We start from the raw sequence: 19,096 nt of genomic DNA, 5'->3' as shown, positions 1-19,096 counted from the left end.
ATGACTTGCCTGCTTTCCTCCCGCCAGCGTGGTGCGATACGCCTGGCCTGGCGCTTTATCGCGCCTTATCGCGGCCGGGTGCTGGGTGCGCTGCTGGCCTTGCTGTTCACGGCGGCGATCACCCTGTCCATGGGGCAGGGCATCAAGCTGCTGGTGGATCAGGGCCTGGCGACGCAATCGCCGGCTGCGCTGCGTCAGTCCCTGCTGCTGTTCTTCGTGCTGGTGCTGGCGCTGGCCTTTGGCACCTACACGCGCTTCTACCTGGTGTCGTGGATCGGCGAGCGGGTGGTGGCCGATATTCGCCGGCGGGTGTTCGATCACCTGATCGAGTTGCATCCCGGCTTCTACGAGAGCAATCGCAGCTCAGAGATTCAGTCACGGCTGACCGCCGATACCACCTTGCTGCAGTCGGTGATCGGCTCGTCGCTGTCGATGGCACTGCGCAACCTGATCATGCTGATCGGCGGCAGCGTGTTGCTGGTGATCACCAACCCCAAGCTCAGCGGTATCGTCCTGCTGGCCTTGCCGCTGGTGGTGGCGCCGATCCTGCTGTTCGGCCGTCGCGTGCGGGCGCTGTCGCGGCAGAGCCAGGACCGTGTGGCCGATGTCGGCAGCTACGTCGGCGAGGTGTTGGGGCAGATCAAGACGGTGCAGGCCTACAACCACCAGAACGAGGACAAGCGACGCTTTGGCGAGTCCGCCGAGGCCGCTTTCGATGTGGCGCGTAAACGCATCGCTCAGCGTTCCTGGCTGATCACCGTAGTCATCGTGCTGGTGCTCGGGGCGGTGGGCGTGATGCTCTGGGTTGGCGGCATGGACGTGATCGCCGGACGCATTTCCGGCGGCGAGCTGGCGGCCTTCGTGTTCTACAGCCTGATCGTCGGCTCGTCCTTCGGCACCCTGAGCGAGGTGATCGGCGAACTGCAGCGCGCGGCCGGAGCGGCGGAGCGTATTGGCGAACTGCTGCGCTCCAGCAATGCCATCGTCGCGCCGGAGCAGCCTCAGCATCTGCCGCAGCCGGTGCGTGGGCGTATCGAGTTGCAGGGCGTGCGTTTCGCCTATCCATCGCGGCCCGACAGCTACGCCATCGATGGCGTTGACCTGCAGGTGGCGGCCGGTGAAACCCTGGCGCTGGTCGGGCCATCGGGAGCGGGCAAGTCGACGCTGTTCGATCTGCTGCTGCGCTTTTTCGACCCGCAGGCCGGGCGCATCCTCATCGATGGTGTGCCGATCGATCAGCTCGATCCGCGCGAGCTGCGCGCCTGCTTCGCTCTGGTGTCGCAGAGTCCGGCGCTGTTCTTCGGTTCGGTGGAGGACAATATTCGCTATGGCCGACTCGATGCCTCCCGGGCAGAGGTAGAAGCGGCCGCGCGGGCAGCGCATGCCCACGAATTCATCGAGCGTCTGCCGCAGGGGTATCAGACCCATCTGGGCGAGGCCGGGCTGGGGCTGTCGGGTGGGCAGCGTCAGCGTCTGGCGATTGCCCGTGCATTGATGGCCGATGCGCCTATCCTGCTGCTTGACGAGGCCACCAGCGCCCTGGATGCCGAGAGCGAACATCTGATCCAGCAGGCACTACCGTCGCTGATGGCCGGGCGCACCACCCTGGTGATCGCCCATCGCCTGGCCACGGTGAAACAGGCGGACCGCATCGCCGTGGTCGAACAGGGGCACCTGGCGGCCATTGGCAGTCATGCCGAGCTGATCGAGAGTAGTCCGCTCTATGCGCGCTTGGCGGAGCTGCAGTTCGGCAACTAGCGCTTGGGTCTGATAGTGGCGGCGGCGCCAGCCGAGGCGACGATGATCGCGCCGACGGCCAGCCACTGGCCCCAGAGCAGCTTCTCGCCGAGAAAGGCCAGGCCGCACATGGCCGCGATTGCCGGCTCCAGGCTCATCAATACGCTGAAGGTGCGCGCTGGCAGTCGCGTCAGAGCCACCATCTCCAGGCTGTAGGGCAGGGCTGAGGACAGCACTGCGACGCCTAAGGCAATGGGCAGCAGGTCGAGGCTGAGCAGATCGCTGCCTGCGTGCCAGGCGCCGATGGGCAGCACCAGCAACGCGGCGACCCAGGTGCCTAGCGCGACTGTGTGGCGGCCATGCTGGGCGCCGGCTTTCTGCCCGAAGATGATGTATAGCGCCCAGCAAACGCCTGCGCCAAGGGCCAGGGCCGCGCCGAGTGGATCGATGGCGCTCTGCGTGGCGCCAGTTGGCAGGAGCATCCACAGGCCGATGACGGCCAGGATCACCCAGACGAAATCCAGCAGGCGGCGCGAGGAAAACAGCGCCAGGGCCAGCGGGCCGGTGAATTCCAGTGCTACGGCGATACCCAGCGGGATGCTCTGCAATGACATGTAGAACAGCAGATTCATCCCACCCAGCGCCAGGCCGTAGGCAAGCAATGACTGGCACTTGCGCAGGTCCAACCTGGCGCGCCAGGGCTGCATCACCAGCGACAGAATGATTGCCCCCAGCACCAGGCGCAGGGTGGTGGTGCCTTCGGCGCCGACTATAGGGAACAGGTTCTTGGCCAGCGACGCGCCGCTCTGGATCGAAACCATCGCCACCACGAGCAGGGCGATGGGGACAAGAAGGGCGGAGCGTGGCATGGGCTGGCGTCCTGAGAGTGGTCAAAGAAAAACCGGCCGCTGGGGCCGGTTCTTAAACGCTATGCGGCTAGCTTATTAGCGGTATTCGCAGAGGTAGGCGGTATCCACGGCCACCTTCAGTTGGAACTTGCTGTTGGCCTCGACGGTGAACTGGCTGCCGGCCTCATAGGTGTTCCAGCTGTCGCTGCCCGGCAGTTTCACGGTCAGGGCGCCGGCAATGACATGCATGACTTCCAGCTGGCTGGTGCCGAATTCGTATTCGCCCGGGGCCATCACGCCGATAGTGGCGGGGCCTTCGGCCATGGCGAAGCCGATGGATTTGACGGTGCCGTCGAAGTACTCGTTGACCTTGAACATCTGCGATTCCTCGGGAAAGGGTTACGAAAGAGGGGCGCCAGTATGCCCAAGCGGCTTTTCTTCGTCATCAGTCTTTGAGCGGTAGCACCAGCGGCAGCAGGCGCGCGGTATTACGGGCGTCCTCGAGGGCTCGGTGCTGTTGCCCCTGAAAGTGCATGCCGGCCAGCTGCAGTGCGCTGTGCAGGCCGACCGGGCGTTGCAGTTGCCGGGCCTTGGCGAATGCCTGTTTCAGATTCAGATGGGGCACGCCAGCCAGCAGGCTGTGCACCTGATGCCGACGCCATTCCTGCTCCAGCTGGCGGCGGTCATAGTCGCCCCAACTACTCCAGCCGACCAGACGCGGTGCGTGCTGCGTCAGCCAGCGCTCAAACGGGGGCCAGACCTGTGGCATTGGCGCGGCGCTGTCGATATCGGCCTGCTTGATGTGGGTGAGCTCGCGGCAGAAGTCTGTCAGGCATGGGCGCCGCTGTGGTTTGACGAAACGCTGGAAGTGATCGCGCTCGTGGCCGTCAGCGCCGACCAGGCTGGCACCGATCTCGATGATTTCCATTTCTTCCATCGGCCAGCCACCTTCGTCGGTCGTGGCTTCCAGGTCGATGACCAACCAATGTCCCATTGGCGCTCCTAATCGTTCGCAAGGCCTCGCTCGGGGCCGATTGGCAGGCAGTATGGAAGGCCTTTCCGGCCAGGGCAAACGTCGTGTTAGGCTCTGCGGCCTATGTCCGCAGGAGGTTGTTATGGCAAAGGTCGCATTTATCGGCTTGGGCGTTATGGGGTATCCGATGGCCGGGCATCTTGCCCGCAAGGGGCATCAGGTGACGGTCTATAACCGTTCGGCGGGCAAGGCCGAGCAGTGGGTGGCGGAATATGCCGGCAACAGCGCGCCGACCCCGCGTGAGGCGGCGGCGGGTGCCGAACTGGTGATGTGTTGCGTCGGCAACGATGACGACCTGCGCAGCGTGATTCTGGGTGAGCAGGGCGCTTTCGCCGGTATGGCGCCGGGCGCCATTCTGGTCGACCACACCACCGCTTCGGCCGATGTGGCACGCGAGCTGGCGACTGTCGCGGCCGAGCGTGGCCTGGGTTTCCTCGATGCGCCGGTTTCCGGCGGCCAGGCCGGTGCGGTCAATGGTGTGCTGACCGTGATGGTCGGTGGCGAGCAACAGGCCTATGCAGCGGCAGAGCCCGTGATCCAGTGCTATGCGCGGATGATGCGGCTGATGGGGCCGGCCGGTAGCGGCCAGTTGAGCAAGATGGTCAACCAGATCTGCATCGCCGGCCTGGTGCAGGGGTTGGCCGAGGCCTTGAACTTCGCCCAGTGCGCAGGCCTCGATGGCCATGCGGTAGTCGACGTGATCAGCAAGGGGGCGGCGCAGTCGTGGCAGATGGAAAATCGCTACAAGACAATGCTGGCCGGCGAGTTCGACTTCGGCTTTGCGGTCGACTGGATGCGCAAGGACCTTTCCATCGTGCTCGAGGAGTCGCGTCGCAATGGCGCGCAGCTACCGGTGACAGCGCTGGTCGATCAGTTCTATGCCGACGTTCAGGGCATGGGTGGCGGGCGCTGGGATACTTCGAGCCTGCTGGCGCGTCTGCAGCGTAACCGCTGATCGCAAAAGACCTCGACGGACGGCGCGCGCCTCATTAGGATCGCCGCCGTTCGTTTGTAGTCGAGGTCGTTTCATGGAGTGTCGTGCCGGTTGCGGTGCCTGCTGCATCGCGCCTTCCATCAGCTCGCCGATTCCAGGCATGCCCAATGGCAAGCCGGCTGGCGTGCGCTGCATTCATCTCAATGCCGAATTTCTCTGCGCCATTTTCGGTCGCCCGGAGCGCCCGGCGGTCTGCGCCGGGTTCAAGGCCGAGGCTGAGCTATGTGCCGATGACCGTGAAAGCGCCATTCGCCTGCTGGGTTGGCTGGAGCAGGCCACTGCCTGACGATCTGAACCGCTCGCGGCCCGTGCGGGTCGAAACGCAAACAGTCCCACCGGGAGTTGCTCGAAGATGATGCGTTATTCCGTTCTGGCCATGCTGTTGTGCGCGACTGCTGCCCAGGCTGCCGAAAGGCAGTGGCAGCTGGAGCGTGAAGAGGAGGGCGTCAGCGTGTATCTGGCTGACGTACCAGGTTCGAAATACAAGGCTTACCGCGGCGTGGTAACGATCAACGGCGATCTGGCTGCCGTGAAGGCTGCGCAGGAGGATGTCGAGGGTTCCTGCGCCTGGATCTTCAGTTGTCAGCAACAGCGCCTGCTGGAAACCAAAGGCGATGTGAGCGAGCTGTACACCCGCTTCGAAATGCCCTGGCCGGTGAAGGCGCGCGATTCGGTGATTCAGGTGACGACGCGTACCGATGCCGATGGCAGTGTCACCCGTATGCTCAAGGCGGTGCCGGATCGCCTGCCGGAGGAAAAGGATTTCGTGCGCGTGCAGCGCGTCGATGGGCAGTGGCAACTGAAGCCGCTGGCTGACGGCAAGGTGGAAGTGACGTACGAAGCGCATACTGAGCCTGGCGGCAGCGTGCCGTCGTGGCTGGCCAACAGCTTCGTCGTCGATGCGCCGCTGCAGACGCTGCAGGGCTTGCGGGCGAAGGTGGAAAAGCGCTGAGGCGCGAGTTCTTTGCCAAATAAAAAAGGCTGCCAGATTGGCAGCCTTTTTCGTCTCGCGGCGCTATCAGTCGCGGTTGGCAGGCAGGTCGCGCTGCTCGTAACCGGTGTACAGCTGGCGCGGGCGGCCGATCTTGTACGGGCCGGAAAGCATTTCCTTCCAGTGCGAGATCCAGCCGACGGTACGTGCCAGGGCGAAGATCACGGTGAACATCGAGGTCGGAATGCCGATGGCCTTGAGGATGATGCCCGAGTAGAAATCGACGTTCGGGTAGAGGTTGCGCTCCTTGAAGTAAGGATCGTTGCGCGCGATCTCCTCCAGTTTCATCGCCAGTTCCAGCTGCGGGTCGTTGATGCCCAGCTCGGCCAGGACTTCGTCGCAGGTCTGCTTCATGACCTTGGCGCGCGGATCGAAGTTCTTGTAGACGCGGTGACCGAAGCCCATCAGCTTGAACGGGTCGTCCTTGTCCTTGGCCTTGGCCACGAATTTTTCGATGTTGTCCACGCTGCCGATCTCGTCGAGCATGGTCAGTACCGCTTCGTTGGCGCCGCCGTGTGCCGGGCCCCAGAGTGCGGCGATGCCGGCAGCGATACAGGCGAACGGGTTGGCACCCGAGGAGCCTGCCAGGCGTACGGTGGAGGTGGAAGCATTCTGCTCGTGGTCGGCATGGAGGATGAAGATCTTGTCCATTGCCTTGGCCAACACCGGGCTGATCGGTTTGATCTCGCAGGGGGTGTTGAACATCATGTGCAGGAAGTTTTCTGCGTAGTTCAGGTCGTTGCGCGGGTACATCATGGGCTGACCCATGGAGTACTTGTAGGTCATGGCGGCGATGGTCGGCATCTTGGCCACCAGGCGCATGGCCGATACTTCGCGGTGTTGCGGATTCTTGATGTCCAGCGAGTCGTGATAGAAGGCGGACAGTGCGCCGACCACGCCACACATGATGGCCATCGGGTGGGCGTCACGGCGGAAACCGTTGAAGAAGGTCTTCAGCTGCTCATGAACCATGGTGTGGTTTTTGATGGTGCTGACGAAGTTGGCCTTTTCTTCCTTACTCGGCAGTTCGCCATTGAGCAGCAGGTAGCAGGTTTCCAGGTAGTCGGATTTCTCGGCGAGTTGTTCAATGGGGTAGCCGCGATGCAGCAAAATTCCTTTGTCGCCGTCGATGTAGGTGATCTTCGACTCGCAAGAGGCGGTCGACATAAAACCAGGATCAAATGTGAACCGACCCGTGGCGGTCAGGCTCCGCACATCGATTACTTCGGGACCAACAGTGCCGGTCAGAACGGGCAGTTCGACGGGGGCATTGCCCTCGATGATCAACTGCGCTTTTTTGTCAGCCATATGTGGCCTCCTAGTTATGCTTGAAATCATCAGACAGCCCCCCACGCAGGGCCCGCACCACTATAGTGGGATAAATGCGAATGTCAATTTGCGCGAACCCAGACAGTAGAAGGGTTTGGGCGGTGTTTTCGACGAAAAAAGTGCGCTATTTACGCCATTTGTCTGAAGGCTGCAATGCGCTTTTTGGGGGAGGCCATTGCATTGTCATTAGTCTGCTAACTGTCTATACTCCGTGGGCGACCGTCAGGGGCTTTGCGGCCATATCATGACGGTCGTCACTCCTTGGGTGATGGGTACCTGACCAGTGCACTTCCCAACAACTTTGCCCTGATAGTTAGGGGCTCTCAGTGTGATAAAAAGCCGTGAATAGCCAACGACCTGTAAACCTAGACCTTAGGACTATCAAGCTCCCAGTCACCGCTTACACATCCATTCTTCACCGTATCTCCGGTGTCATCCTCTTTGTCGCCATCGCCATTTTGCTGTTCGGCCTCGACAAGTCGCTGACCTCCGAAGAGGGCTTCGTCCAGGTGAAAGAATGTCTGGCCAGCCCGCTGGCCAAGTTCGTGATCTGGGGTCTTCTGTCCGCTCTGCTGTATCACCTGGTGGCCGGCGTGCGCCACTTGATCATGGACATGGGCATCGGCGAGACGCTGGAAGGCGGCAAGCTGGGCTCGAAAATCGTCATCGCCGTTGCGGTGGTCGTGATCGTGCTGCTGGGGGTGTGGATATGGTAACCAATGTCACGAATTTCTCGCGTTCGGGTCTCTATGACTGGATGGCTCAACGCGTTTCTGCAGTCGTTCTCGCGGCTTACACGCTGTTTCTGCTGGGCTATGTGATCTGCAATCCGGGTATGGGCTACGCCGAATGGCATGGTCTGTTCTCGCATACCGCAATGCGCATCTTCAGTCTGCTGGCTCTGGTTGCACTGAGTGTGCATGCCTGGGTCGGCATGTGGACCATTTCCACTGACTACCTGACGCCGATGGCGCTGGGCAAGTCGGCGACCGTTGTGCGTTTCCTGTTCCAGGCCGTTTGTGGCATCGCCATGTTCGCGATGTTCGTCTGGGGCGTGCAGATTCTGTGGGGGTTCTGATTCATGGCTAGCATCCGTACTCTTTCTTATGACGCCATCATCGTAGGTGGTGGTGGTGCCGGCATGCGTGCTGCGCTGCAGCTGGCTCAGGGCGGTCACAAGACTGCCGTGGTCACCAAGGTGTTCCCGACCCGTTCGCACACCGTTTCCGCCCAGGGCGGCATTACCTGCGCCATCGCTTCGGCCGACCCGAACGATGATTGGCGCTGGCACATGTACGATACCGTAAAAGGTTCTGACTACATCGGTGACCAAGACGCTATCGAATATATGTGCTCCGTTGGCCCGGAAGCCGTGTTCGAGCTCGAGCACATGGGCCTGCCGTTCTCCCGTACCGAGCAGGGTCGCATCTATCAGCGTCCGTTCGGTGGCCAGTCCAAGGGGCCGGATAATCCGACTCAGGCTGCCCGTACCTGCGCCGCAGCCGACCGCACCGGTCACGCGCTGCTGCACACCCTGTATCAGGCCAACCTGAAAGCCGGCACTTCGTTCCTCAACGAGTGGTACGCCGTTGACCTGGTGAAGAACCAGGACGGTGCCATCGTCGGCATCATCGCCATCTGCATCGAGACTGGCGAAACCGTCTATATCCGTTCCAAGGCCGTGGTTCTGGCCACTGGCGGTGCCGGTCGTATCTATGCCTCGACTACCAACGCCCTGATCAATACCGGTGACGGTATCGGTATGGCTCTGCGTGCCGGTGTGCCGGTGCAGGACATCGAGATGTGGCAGTTCCACCCGACCGGTATCGCCGGCGCTGGTGTACTGGTCACCGAAGGTTGCCGTGGCGAGGGTGGTTACCTGATCAACGCTCATGGCGAGCGCTTCATGGAGCGTTATGCGCCGAACGCCAAGGACCTGGCCGGCCGCGACGTGGTCGCCCGTTCCATGGTCAAGGAAGTGATCGCCGGCAATGGCTGTGGCCCGAACAAGGATCACGTACTGCTGAAGCTCGATCACCTCGGCGAAGACGTGCTGCACAGCCGTCTGCCGGGCATCTGCGAACTGTCCAAGACCTTCGCCCACGTCGACCCGGTGGTTGCGCCGGTTCCGGTGATCCCGACCTGCCACTACATGATGGGCGGCGTTGCCACCAACATTCATGGCCAGGCTATCACCCAGGACGCCAATGGCAACGACACCATCATCGAAGGTCTGTTCGCTGTTGGTGAAGTTGCCTGCGTATCGGTGCACGGTGCCAACCGTCTGGGCGGCAACTCGCTGCTCGACCTGGTGGTGTTCGGTCGCGCCGCTGGTCTGCACCTGGAAAAAGCGCTGAAAGAAGGCGTGGAAGTCCGTGGTGCCAGCGAAACCGACATCGAGCAATCGCTGGCTCGCCTGGCAGGCGTCAACGAGCGCAGCACCGGTGAAGAAGTGGCTCCGCTCAAGCGCGAGCTGCAACAGTGCATGCAGAACTACTTCGGTGTATTCCGTACCGGCGAATACATGCAGAAGGGCATCCAACAACTGGCCGACCTGCGCGAGCGTATCGCCAAGGTGAAAATCTCCGACAAGAGCCAGGCGTTCAACACTGCGCGTATCGAAGCGCTGGAACTGCAAAACCTGCTCGAAGTTGCTGAGGCGACCGCGGTTGCTGCCGAGGCTCGTAAAGAGTCCCGTGGTGCCCACGCTCGCGAAGACTTTGAGGAGCGCGATGACCAAAACTGGCTGTGCCACTCCCTGTACTTCCCAGGCGAGAAGCGCGTTGCCAAGCGTGCGGTCAACTTCGCGCCGAAGACCGTTCCGGCATTTGAACCCAAGGTTCGGACTTATTAAGGGTGACTGATATGTTGCAAGTCAGTGTGTATCGCTACAACCCGGAGAAAGACGCTGCTCCGTTCATGCAGGATTTCCAGATCGATACCGGCGGCAAGGACATCATGGTCCTCGACGTGCTGGCACTGATCAAGGAACAGGACGAAGGCTTCTCCTATCGTCGCTCCTGCCGCGAAGGTGTTTGCGGCTCCGACGGCATGAACATCAACGGCAAGAACGGTCTGGCCTGCATCACTCCGCTGTCCGCAGCGGGGCTGAAAGGCGGCAAGCTGGTGATTCGTCCGCTGCCCGGTCTGCCGGTCATTCGTGACCTGGCCGTCGATATGAGCATCTTCTACAAGCAATACGAGAAGGTGCAGCCGTTCCTGCAGAACGATACGCCGGCTCCGGCCATCGAACGTCTGCAGTCGCCGGAAGAGCGCGAGAAGCTCGATGGCCTGTACGAGTGCATTCTGTGTGCGTGCTGCTCGACCAGCTGCCCGTCGTTCTGGTGGAACCCGGACAAGTTCCTCGGTCCCGCTGCGCTGCTGCAGGCCTATCGTTTCCTGGCCGACAGCCGTGACACCAAGACCGCCGAGCGTCTGGCTTCGCTGGACGATCCGTTCAGCGTGTTCCGCTGCCGTGGCATCATGAACTGCGTGAACGTGTGCCCCAAGGGTCTGAACCCGACCAAGGCCATCGGCCACGTGCGTAACATGCTGCTGCAAAGCGGTACCTGATTCGCAAGTTGCTGTACCTGTAACACCTGCATACCGGCTTCGGCCGGTATTGCAGCAAAAGCCGGAGCCGCAGCTCACAAAGCCGCAGCTCATACTCGAAAAATATGACGACCAGCAGGGGCATCCGGGCTGGTACCCGGACTATCTGCGGGAACCCAATTGGCTTCATCCGAGTCGCAACAGCGTGACTTCGATTGGCGCCATGCGGTATTCACGCCGGTGGTGTCCCCTTACCGAGGGTGACCAAGCATGCAAGAAAGCGTGATGCAGCGCATGTGGGACAGTGCCCACCTATCCGGTGGCAACGCTGCCTACGTGGAAGAGCTCTACGAGCTCTACCTGCACGATCCCAACGCTGTGCCAGAAGAGTGGCGCACTTACTTCCAGAAGTTGCCGACTGACGGCAGCGCTGCAACGGACGTATCGCATTCGACCATTCGCGATCATTTCGTCCTGCTCGCCAAAAATTCGCGTCGCGCCCAGCCGGTTTCCGCCGGGGCCGTCAGCAGCGAGCACGAAAAGAAGCAGGTGGAAGTACTGCGCCTGATCCAGGCCTACCGCATGCGTGGCCATCAGGCCGCCCAACTCGACCCTCTGGGTCTGTGGGTGCGCACTGCGCCGTCTGACCTGTCGATCAACCACTACGGCCTGACCGATGCGGATCTGGATACCACCTTCCGTACGGGCGAGTTGTATATCGGCAAGGAAGAGGCAACGCTACGCGAAATCCGCGATGCGCTGCAGCAGACATATTGTCGCACCATCGGTGCCGAGTTCACTCACATCGTCGATTCCGGCCAGCGCAACTGGTTCGCCCAGCGCCTGGAAAGCGTGCGCGGTCGTCCGCAGTTTTCCGCTGAGGTGCAGGCGCACGTGCTCGAGCGCGTGACCGCTGCCGAAGGTCTGGAAAAGTACCTGGGCACCAAGTACCCGGGTACCAAGCGTTTCGGTCTGGAGGGCGGCGAAAGCCTGATCCCGCTGCTGGACGAGATCATCCAGCGTTCGGGCTCCTACGGCACCAAGGAAATCGTCATCGGCATGGCCCACCGTGGCCGTCTCAACGTGCTGGTCAACACCTTCGGCAAGAACCCGCGTGACCTGTTCGACGAGTTCGAAGGCAAGAAGACCGAAGGCCTGTCCTCTGGTGACGTGAAGTACCACCAGGGCTTTTCGTCCAACGTCATGACCCAGGGCGGTGAAGTGCACCTGGCGCTGGCGTTCAACCCTTCGCACCTGGAGATCGTTTCTCCGGTGGTCGAGGGTTCGGTGCGTGCCCGTCAGGATCGTCGCAACGACGCCACTGGCGACAAGGTGCTGCCGATTTCCATCCACGGTGATGCGGCGTTCGCCGGTCAGGGCGTGGTCATGGAAACCTTCCAGATGTCGCAGACCCGTGGTTACAAGACGGGTGGCACCATCCACATCGTGATCAACAACCAGGTGGGCTTCACCACCAGCCGTCCGGAAGATGCGCGTTCCACCGAGTACGCCACTGATGTCGCCAAGATGATTCAGGCGCCGATCTTCCACGTCAATGGTGATGATCCGGAAGCCGTGCTGTTCGTCACCCAGCTGGCCGTCGACTACCGCATGCAGTACAAGCGCGATGTGGTCATCGACCTGGTCTGCTATCGCCGTCGTGGTCACAACGAGGCCGACGAGCCGAATGGCACCCAGCCGCTGATGTACCAGCAGATCGCCAAGCAGCGCACCACCCGTGAGCTGTATGCCGATGCGCTGATCGCCTCCGGCGCGCTGAGCAGCGACGCTGTGCAGGCCAAGATCGACGACTACCGCACCGCGCTGGATAACGGCCAGCACGTGGTCAAGAGCCTGGTCAAGGAGCCGAACAAGGAGCTGTTCGTCGACTGGCGTCCGTACCTAGGCCATGCCTGGACTGCGCGCCACGACACCCGCTTCGATCTGAAGACCCTGCAGGATCTGTCCGCCAAGCTGCTGGAAATTCCGGAAGGGTTCCTGGTTCAGCGTCAGGTGGCGAAGATCCTCGAAGACCGTCAGAAGATGGGCGCAGGCGGCTTGCCGATCAACTGGGGCTTCGCCGAGACTATGGCTTACGCCACGCTGCTGGTCGAAGGTCACCCGATCCGCATGACCGGCCAGGACATCGGCCGTGGCACCTTCTCGCACCGTCATGCGGTGCTGCACAACCAGAAGGACGCCTCGACCTACGTACCGTTGAAGAACCTGTACGACGGTCAGCCGAAGTTCGAGCTGTACGACTCCTACCTCTCCGAGGAAGCGGTGCTAGCGTTCGAATATGGCTATGCCACCACCACGCCGAACGCGCTGGTGATCTGGGAAGCCCAGTTCGGCGACTTCGCCAACGGCGCTCAGGTGGTATTCGACCAGTTCATCTCCAGCGGCGAGACCAAGTGGGGCCGTCTCTGCGGTCTGACCGTTCTGCTGCCGCATGGTTATGAAGGGCAGGGGCCTGAGCACAGCTCGGCGCGTCTGGAGCGTTATCTGCAACTGTGCGCCGAGCACAACATGCAGGTCTGCGTGCCGACCACCCCGGCGCAGGTCTACCACATGCTGCGTCGCCAGGTGATCCGCCCGCTGCGCAAGCCGCTGGTGGTGCTGACGCCGAAGTCGCTGCTGCGTCACAAGCTGGCCATCTCGACCCTGGAAGATCTGGCCGAAGGCTCCTTCCAGACCGTGATCGGCGAGATCGATGCCTTGGATCCGAAAAAGGTCGAGCGTCTGATCCTGTGCAGCGGCAAGGTCTACTACGACCTGCTGGAGAAGCGTCGTGCCGAGGGTCGCGACGATACCGCCATCGTGCGTATCGAGCAGCTCTATCCGTTCCCGGAAGACGACCTAGCCGAAGCGCTGGCGCCGTACAAGAACCTCAAGCACATCGTCTGGTGTCAGGAAGAGCCGATGAACCAGGGCGCCTGGTATTGCAGCCAGCACCACATGCGTCGTGTCGCTACTGCGCACAAGAAGGCGCTGTTCCTGGAGTACGCCGGTCGTGATGCGTCGGCAGCACCCGCTTGCGGTTATGCGTCGATGCACGCCGAGCAGCAGGAAAAACTGCTGCAGGACGCCTTTACTGTTTAACGCCTTCATCCGGCAGGTGGCGAGTGCTGCCTGCCGGTAAACCGAATTTAAGGAAACGCATACAATGGCTATCGAGATCAAAGCCCCAACCTTCCCGGAATCGGTTGCCGACGGCACCGTGGCCACCTGGCACAAGAAGCCGGGCGAAGCGGTCAAGCGTGATGAGCTGATCGTCGACATCGAAACCGACAAGGTGGTGATCGAAGTACTGGCCGAGGCCGATGGTGTCCTGGCTGAAATCATCAAGAACGAAGGCGACACCGTTCTCTCCAACGAGCTGCTCGGCAAGCTGACCGAAGGTGGCGCTGCCGCCGCTGCTCCGGCTGCCGCTCCGGCCACTGCCGCTGCTCCGGCCCAGGCTGCTGCCCCGGCCGCTGCTGCTGGTGACGACGCCATCCTCTCGCCGGCCGCGCGCAAGCTGGCCGAAGAAAACGGTATCGACCCGAACAGCATCGCCGGCACCGGCAAAGGTGGCCGTGTGACCAAGGAAGACGTGGTCGCTGCCGTCGACGCCAAGAAAAACGCGCCGGCCGCTGCTGCCAAGCCGGCCGCTGCCGCCGCTGCGCCGGTTGTTGCCACTGGCGACCGCACCGAGAAGCGTGTGCCGATGACCCGTCTGCGCGCCAAGATCGCCGAGCGTCTGGTCGAGGCTCAGTCCTCCATGGCCATGCTGACCACCTTCAACGAAGTCGACATGACCGAAGTCATGGCCCTGCGTTCGAAGTACAAGGATCTGTTCGAGAAGTCCCACAACGGCGTGCGCCTGGGCTTCATGTCGTTCTTCGTCAAGGCTGCTACCGAAGCCCTGAAACGCTTCCCGGCAGTCAACGCCTCGATCGACGGCAACGACATCGTTTACCACGGCTATGCCGACGTCGGTGTTGCCGTGTCCAGCGACCGTGGCCTGGTGGTTCCGGTGCTGCGTAACGCCGAACTGATGAGCCTGGCTGAAATCGAGAATGGCATCGCCACCTTCGGCAAGAAGGCTCGTGACGGCAAGCTGTCCATCGAAGAAATGACCGGCGGCACCTTCACCATCACCAACGGTGGTACCTTCGGTTCGATGATGTCGACCCCGATCGTCAACCCGCCGCAGGCTGCGATTCTGGGGATGCACAACATCATCCAGCGTCCGATGGCCATCAACGGCCAGGTGGTGATCCGTCCGATGATGTACCTGGCGCTGTCTTACGACCACCGCCTGATCGATGGTAAGGAAGCCGTGACCTTCCTGGTGACCATCAAGAACTTGCTTGAAGACCCGGCGCGTCTGCTGCTGGAAATCTAAAAGCCAGTCTCCTCCACGGCGGCCCTGTTTACGGGGCCGTCCGGTTTTTTCGAGAAGGAATACGTTATGACCCAGAAATTCGACGTGGTAGTCATCGGTGCCGGCCCTGGTGGCTACGTAGCCGCCATCAAGGCAGCGCAGCTCGGTCTGAAGACCGCCTGCATCGAGAAGTACCAGGGCCAGGACGGCAAGGTCGCCCTCGGCGGTACCTGCCTGAACGTCGGCTGCATTCCGTCCAAGGCGCTGCTGGACAGCTCCTGGAAGTACCACGAAGCCAAAGAAGGCTTCGCTGTACACGGTATCGAAGCCAAGGGCGTGACCATCGACGTGCCGGCCATGGTGGCGCGCAAGAACACCATCATCAAGAACCTCACCGGTGGCGTTGCCGGCCTGTTCAAGGCCAACGGCGTGACCCTGCTGGAAGGCCACGGCAAGCTGCTGGCTGGCAAGCAGGTCGAAGTGACCGGCACTGACGGCAAGAGCCAGGTGGTCGAAGCCGCTCATGTGATCATCGCTTCCGGCTCCAAGCCGGTCGAGATTCCGCCGGCTCCGGTCGACCAGGATGTGATCGTCGACTCCACCGGCGCCCTGGAGTTCCAGAGCGTACCGAAGAAGCTGGGCGTCATCGGCGCTGGCGTCATCGGTCTGGAGCTGGGCTCGGTCTGGGCTCGCCTGGGCGCGGAAGTGACCGTGCTGGAAGCCATGGACAAGTTCCTCGCGGCCGCCGACGAGCAGATCGCCAAGGAAGCCCAGAAGACCCTGACCAAGCAGGGCCTGGACATCCGTCTGGGTGCTCGCGTTACCGGTACCGAGGTCAAGAAGAAGCAGGTTACCGTCACCTTCACTGACGCCAATGGCGAGCAGAAGATGGTGTTCGACAAGCTGATCGTGGCCGTGGGCCGTCGCCCGGTGACCACCGATCTGCTGGCTGCCGACAGCGGCGTGACCCTGGACGAGCGTGGCTACATCTTCGTCAACGACCAGTGCGAAACCAGCGTTCCGGGCGTCTACGCCATTGGTGACGTGGTACGCGGCATGATGCTGGCGCACAAGGCCTCGGAAGAGGGCGTGATGGTCGCCGAGCGTATCGCTGGCCACAAAGCCCAGATCAACTACGATCTGGTGCCGTCGGTTATCTACACCCACCCGGAAATCGCATGGGTCGGAAAGACCGAGCAGCAGCTCAAGGCTGAAGGCGTCGCCATCAATGTTGGCACCTTCCCGTTCGCTGCCAGTGGTCGCGCCATGGCGGCCAACGACACCGGTGGCCTGGTCAAGGTCATCGCCGATGCCAAGACCGACCGCGTGCTGGGCGTTCACGTCATTGGCCCGAGCGCTGCCGAGCTGGTTCAGCAAGGTGCAATCGGCATGGAATTCGGCACCAGCGCCGAAGACCTGGGCATGATGGTCTTCTCCCACCCGACCCTGTCCGAGGCGCTGCACGAAGCGGCCCTGGCGGTCAACGGTGGCGCGATCCATATCGCCAACCGCAAGAAGCGTTAAGAACCGATATACGATCTGCTGCGCGTCGGCTAAACGGCGTTGAAAACGGCCTCGGAATGCTCATTTACAGATGTAAACTCCGCTTCCTTGGCCCATTTCGCCAGCGTTTATCTCTGGCTCACCAGATCGTAAACCGGCTCCAGGCGTCAGAAGTGGCCGGGCAATTCCGGTCACGCAAATTGTTGTAAGCCGTCGTGGTAGGCGGGGCGTCGCGTAATCGCCCCATCGTTGCGGCGGTGTTTGCAAGCAGAACCACGGCGGGTTGCCCGCGTCGAGTTTCACTCGCGGCGGAAGGCCCGGCGGACTGTTTCGGCAGTCACAGGTGGCGCGGTATCACAAGTACAGCGCCGAATGCGCAATACCTAAACGAAGACGGTAGACAAGCATGAATCTTCACGAGTATCAGGGTAAGCAGCTGTTCGCTGAATACGGCCTGCCCGTATCCAAGGGCTTCGCGGTAGACACCCCCGAAGAAGCCGCAGAAGCCTGCGAAAAAATCGGCGGCAGTGAGTGGGTCGTCAAGGCTCAGGTCCACGCCGGTGGCCGCGGTAAAGCCGGTGGCGTAAAGCTGGTCAAGAGCAAAGAAGACGCCAAGGCCTTCGCCGCCAACTGGCTGGGCAAGCGTCTGGTGACCTACCAGACTGACGCCAACGGTCAGCCGGTCAGCAAAATCCTGGTCGAATCCTGCACCGACATCGCCAAGGAACTGTACCTGGGCGCTGTAGTGGACCGCTCCAGCCGTCGTATCGTGTTCATGGCTTCCACCGAAGGTGGCGTGGACATCGAGAAAGTGGCCCACGAAACCCCTGAGAAGATCCTCAAGGCCACCGTTGATCCGCTGGTTGGCGCTCAGCCCTACCAGGGTCGTGAGCTGGCTTTCCAGCTGGGTCTGGAAGGCAAGCAGGTCGCTCAGTTCGCCAAGATCTTCGTAGGTCTGGCCAAGCTGTTCAAAGATCACGATCTGGCGCTGCTGGAAGTCAACCCGCTGGTCATCAAGGCCGACGGTGACCTGCACTGCCTGGACGCGAAGATCAACATCGACGCTAACGCCATGTACCGTCAGCCGAAGCTGAAGACCTTCCACGACCCGTCGCAGGACGATCCTCGTGAAGCCCACGCTGCCAGCTTCGAGCTGAACTACGTTGCACTAGATGGCAATATCGGTTGTATGGTTAACGGTGCAGGCCTCGCAATGGGTACCATGGACATCGTTAAACTGCACGGCGGCAAGCCAGCCAACTTTCTCGACGTAGGTGGCGGCGCAACCAAAGAGCGCGTGACCGAAGCCTTCAAGATCATCCTGTCCGACAGCAACGTTGCTGCCGTTCTGGTGAACATCTTCGGCGGCATCGTTCGTTGCGACCTGATTGCAGACGGCATCATCGGCGCAGTAAAAGAAGTCGGCGTGAAGATCCCGGTGGTCGTCCGCCTGGAAGGTAACAACGCTGAGCTGGGCGCCAAGGTCCTGGCTGAAAGCGGCCTGAACATCATCGCGGCAACCAGCCTGACCGACGCTGCTCAGCAAGTCGTCAAAGCTGCGGAGGGCAAGTAATGAGCGTCCTGATCAATAAAGACACCAAAGTCATCTGCCAGGGCTTCACCGGCTCGCAGGGTACTTTCCACTCCGAACAAGCCATCGCCTACGGCACCAAGATGGTTGGCGGCGTGACTCCGGGCAAGGGCGGCACCACTCACCTGGGCCTGCCGGTGTTCAACACCGTGAAAGAAGCCGTTGAAGCCACTGGCGCTGACGCTTCGGTCATCTACGTTCCGGCTCCGTTCTGCAAAGACTCGATCCTGGAAGCGGCATTCAGCGGCATCAAGCTGATCGTCTGCATCACCGAAGGCATTCCTACCCTGGACATGCTGGATGCCAAAGTCATCTGCGACGAGCTGGGCGTTCGCCTGATCGGCCCGAACTGCCCGGGCGTGATCACTCCCGGCGAGTGCAAGATCGGCATCATGCCGGGTCACATCCACCTGCCAGGCAAAGTCGGCATCGTGTCCCGTTCGGGCACCCTGACCTATGAAGCCGTCAAGCAGACCACTGACGCCGGTTTCGGCCAGTCCACCTGCGTGGGCATCGGTGGTGACCCCATCCCGGGCTCCAACTTCATCGATATCCTGAAGCTGTTCCAGGAAGACCCGAAGACCGAAGCGATCGTCATGATCGGTGAGATCGGCGGTTCTGCTGAAGAAGAAGCGGCTGCCTACATCAAGGCCAACGTCACCAAGCCTGTAGTGTCCTACATCGCTGGTGTGACTGCTCCGCCCGGCAAGCGCATGGGCCATGCTGGCGCCATCATTTCCGGCGGCAAGGGCACTGCAGACGAGAAATTCGCTGCACTGCAGGACGCTGGCGTGAAAACCGTGCGTTCCCTGGCTGACATCGGCAAGGCCCTGGCCGAGCTGACCGGTTGGGAAGTCAAGAAGGCCTAAACCTTCGCTGACTGATCGCAAAGAGACCACCTTCGGGTGGTCTTTTTGTATGTGCAGTGATGGGGGCATGGTGGCCACGACACTGCGTATCAACGCGGCAGAAATGCGCCGCTGTGGTGTTCCCAGTCTGAATAACTTTTGCTGATGCGACAGTCAGTTACGTCAGTCCGACAGCTTGTCCGGCAACTGTGCTGCTGCAGGTCGCTTTTCGCTAGTATCCGCCCCTTACCGTGTCCGTGGCGTCACAAGCGCCTGGCGATGCATGCAGTGGTTCGAGCCA

The 19,096-nt window shown here is 61.5% G+C and carries 17 protein-coding genes; 13 read left to right on the top strand and 4 right to left on the bottom strand.

Going from position 1 to position 19,096, the window contains the following annotated elements:
• Nucleotides 1-1,758 carry an ABC transporter transmembrane domain-containing protein gene (locus J7655_RS11750; protein WP_230924605.1) on the top strand — a complete coding sequence of 586 codons (1,758 nt, stop codon included), beginning with the start codon at nt 1-3 and terminating at the stop codon, nt 1,756-1,758.
• Here the strand turns inward: J7655_RS11750 and rhtA are convergent.
• The 3 genes from rhtA to J7655_RS11735 form a co-directional block, all read right to left on the bottom strand.
• Entirely contained in the window at nt 1,755-2,606 is an 852-nt protein-coding gene (gene rhtA / locus J7655_RS11745) for a threonine/homoserine exporter RhtA (protein ID WP_230924604.1), read from the bottom strand. The genes J7655_RS11750 and rhtA overlap by 4 nt on opposite strands.
• 75 nt (nt 2,607-2,681) lie before the next feature.
• On the bottom strand, nt 2,682-2,963 hold the full coding sequence (ppnP, locus tag J7655_RS11740) for a pyrimidine/purine nucleoside phosphorylase (RefSeq protein WP_230924603.1): 282 nt from the start codon (nt 2,961-2,963) through the stop codon (nt 2,682-2,684).
• A 67-nt stretch (nt 2,964-3,030) separates the two neighbouring features.
• Entirely contained in the window at nt 3,031-3,579 is a 549-nt protein-coding gene (locus tag J7655_RS11735) for a 3'-5' exonuclease (protein WP_230924602.1), read from the bottom strand.
• Between the two features lie 121 nt (nt 3,580-3,700).
• Between J7655_RS11735 and J7655_RS11730 the strand changes: the two genes are divergently transcribed.
• The 3 genes from J7655_RS11730 to J7655_RS11720 all read left to right on the top strand — a co-directional run bounded on the left by J7655_RS11730 (nt 3,701) and on the right by J7655_RS11720 (nt 5,564).
• Nucleotides 3,701-4,573 (top strand): NAD(P)-dependent oxidoreductase, encoded by an 873-nt coding sequence (locus tag J7655_RS11730; RefSeq protein ID WP_230924601.1) that lies wholly within the window; start codon nt 3,701-3,703, stop codon nt 4,571-4,573.
• Nucleotides 4,574-4,646: 73 nt separating this feature from the next.
• Entirely contained in the window at nt 4,647-4,898 is a 252-nt protein-coding gene (locus J7655_RS11725) for a YkgJ family cysteine cluster protein (RefSeq protein WP_024308043.1), read from the top strand.
• A gap of 66 nt (nt 4,899-4,964) precedes the next feature.
• Nucleotides 4,965-5,564, top strand: coding sequence for an START domain-containing protein (locus J7655_RS11720; protein ID WP_230924600.1), 600 nt, complete (start codon nt 4,965-4,967; stop codon nt 5,562-5,564).
• Nucleotides 5,565-5,630: 66 nt separating this feature from the next.
• Here the strand turns inward: J7655_RS11720 and gltA are convergent, their stop codons facing one another.
• Nucleotides 5,631-6,911, bottom strand: a complete 1,281-nt coding sequence (gltA, locus tag J7655_RS11715) for a citrate synthase (protein ID WP_230924599.1) — start codon at nt 6,909-6,911, stop codon at nt 5,631-5,633.
• Nucleotides 6,912-7,273: 362 nt separating this feature from the next.
• Here gltA and sdhC point away from each other — a divergent pair, with 362 nt between their 5' ends.
• From sdhC to sucD, 9 genes are all read left to right on the top strand, one after another.
• Nucleotides 7,274-7,648 (top strand): succinate dehydrogenase, cytochrome b556 subunit, encoded by a 375-nt coding sequence (gene sdhC / locus J7655_RS11710; RefSeq protein WP_230924598.1) that lies wholly within the window; start codon nt 7,274-7,276, stop codon nt 7,646-7,648.
• Complete coding sequence (gene sdhD, locus J7655_RS11705; RefSeq protein ID WP_090428741.1) at nt 7,642-8,010, top strand: succinate dehydrogenase, hydrophobic membrane anchor protein; 369 nt, start codon at nt 7,642-7,644, stop codon at nt 8,008-8,010. Before sdhC ends, sdhD begins: the two co-directional genes overlap by 7 nt.
• 3 nt (nt 8,011-8,013) lie before the next feature.
• A complete protein-coding gene (gene sdhA / locus J7655_RS11700; RefSeq protein WP_230924597.1) occupies nt 8,014-9,786 on the top strand; it encodes a succinate dehydrogenase flavoprotein subunit in 1,773 nt (590 codons plus the stop codon).
• Nucleotides 9,787-9,797: 11 nt separating this feature from the next.
• On the top strand, nt 9,798-10,505 hold the full coding sequence (locus J7655_RS11695) for a succinate dehydrogenase iron-sulfur subunit (RefSeq protein ID WP_230924596.1): 708 nt from the start codon (nt 9,798-9,800) through the stop codon (nt 10,503-10,505).
• A gap of 249 nt (nt 10,506-10,754) precedes the next feature.
• Entirely contained in the window at nt 10,755-13,586 is a 2,832-nt protein-coding gene (locus tag J7655_RS11690; protein WP_230924595.1) for a 2-oxoglutarate dehydrogenase E1 component, read from the top strand.
• 64 nt (nt 13,587-13,650) lie between these two features.
• The gene (odhB, locus tag J7655_RS11685; RefSeq protein ID WP_230924594.1) at nt 13,651-14,874 is read left to right on the top strand and encodes a 2-oxoglutarate dehydrogenase complex dihydrolipoyllysine-residue succinyltransferase; all 1,224 of its coding nucleotides are present in this window, start codon (nt 13,651-13,653) and stop codon (nt 14,872-14,874) included.
• Between the two features lie 66 nt (nt 14,875-14,940).
• Nucleotides 14,941-16,377 carry a dihydrolipoyl dehydrogenase gene (gene lpdA / locus J7655_RS11680; protein ID WP_230924593.1) on the top strand — a complete coding sequence of 479 codons (1,437 nt, stop codon included), beginning with the start codon at nt 14,941-14,943 and terminating at the stop codon, nt 16,375-16,377.
• Between the two features lie 385 nt (nt 16,378-16,762).
• A complete protein-coding gene (gene sucC / locus J7655_RS11675) occupies nt 16,763-17,929 on the top strand; it encodes an ADP-forming succinate--CoA ligase subunit beta (protein ID WP_230924592.1) in 1,167 nt (388 codons plus the stop codon).
• Nucleotides 17,929-18,816 (top strand): succinate--CoA ligase subunit alpha, encoded by an 888-nt coding sequence (gene sucD, locus J7655_RS11670; protein ID WP_230924591.1) that lies wholly within the window; start codon nt 17,929-17,931, stop codon nt 18,814-18,816. Before sucC ends, sucD begins: the two co-directional genes overlap by 1 nt.
• Nucleotides 18,817-19,096 lie beyond the last annotated feature (280 nt).

Source organism: Pseudomonas wenzhouensis (assembly GCF_021029445.1).
Taxonomy (GTDB): Bacteria; Pseudomonadota; Gammaproteobacteria; order Pseudomonadales; family Pseudomonadaceae; genus Aquipseudomonas; species Aquipseudomonas wenzhouensis.
This window is presented reverse-complemented; position numbering and strand designations above follow the sequence as displayed.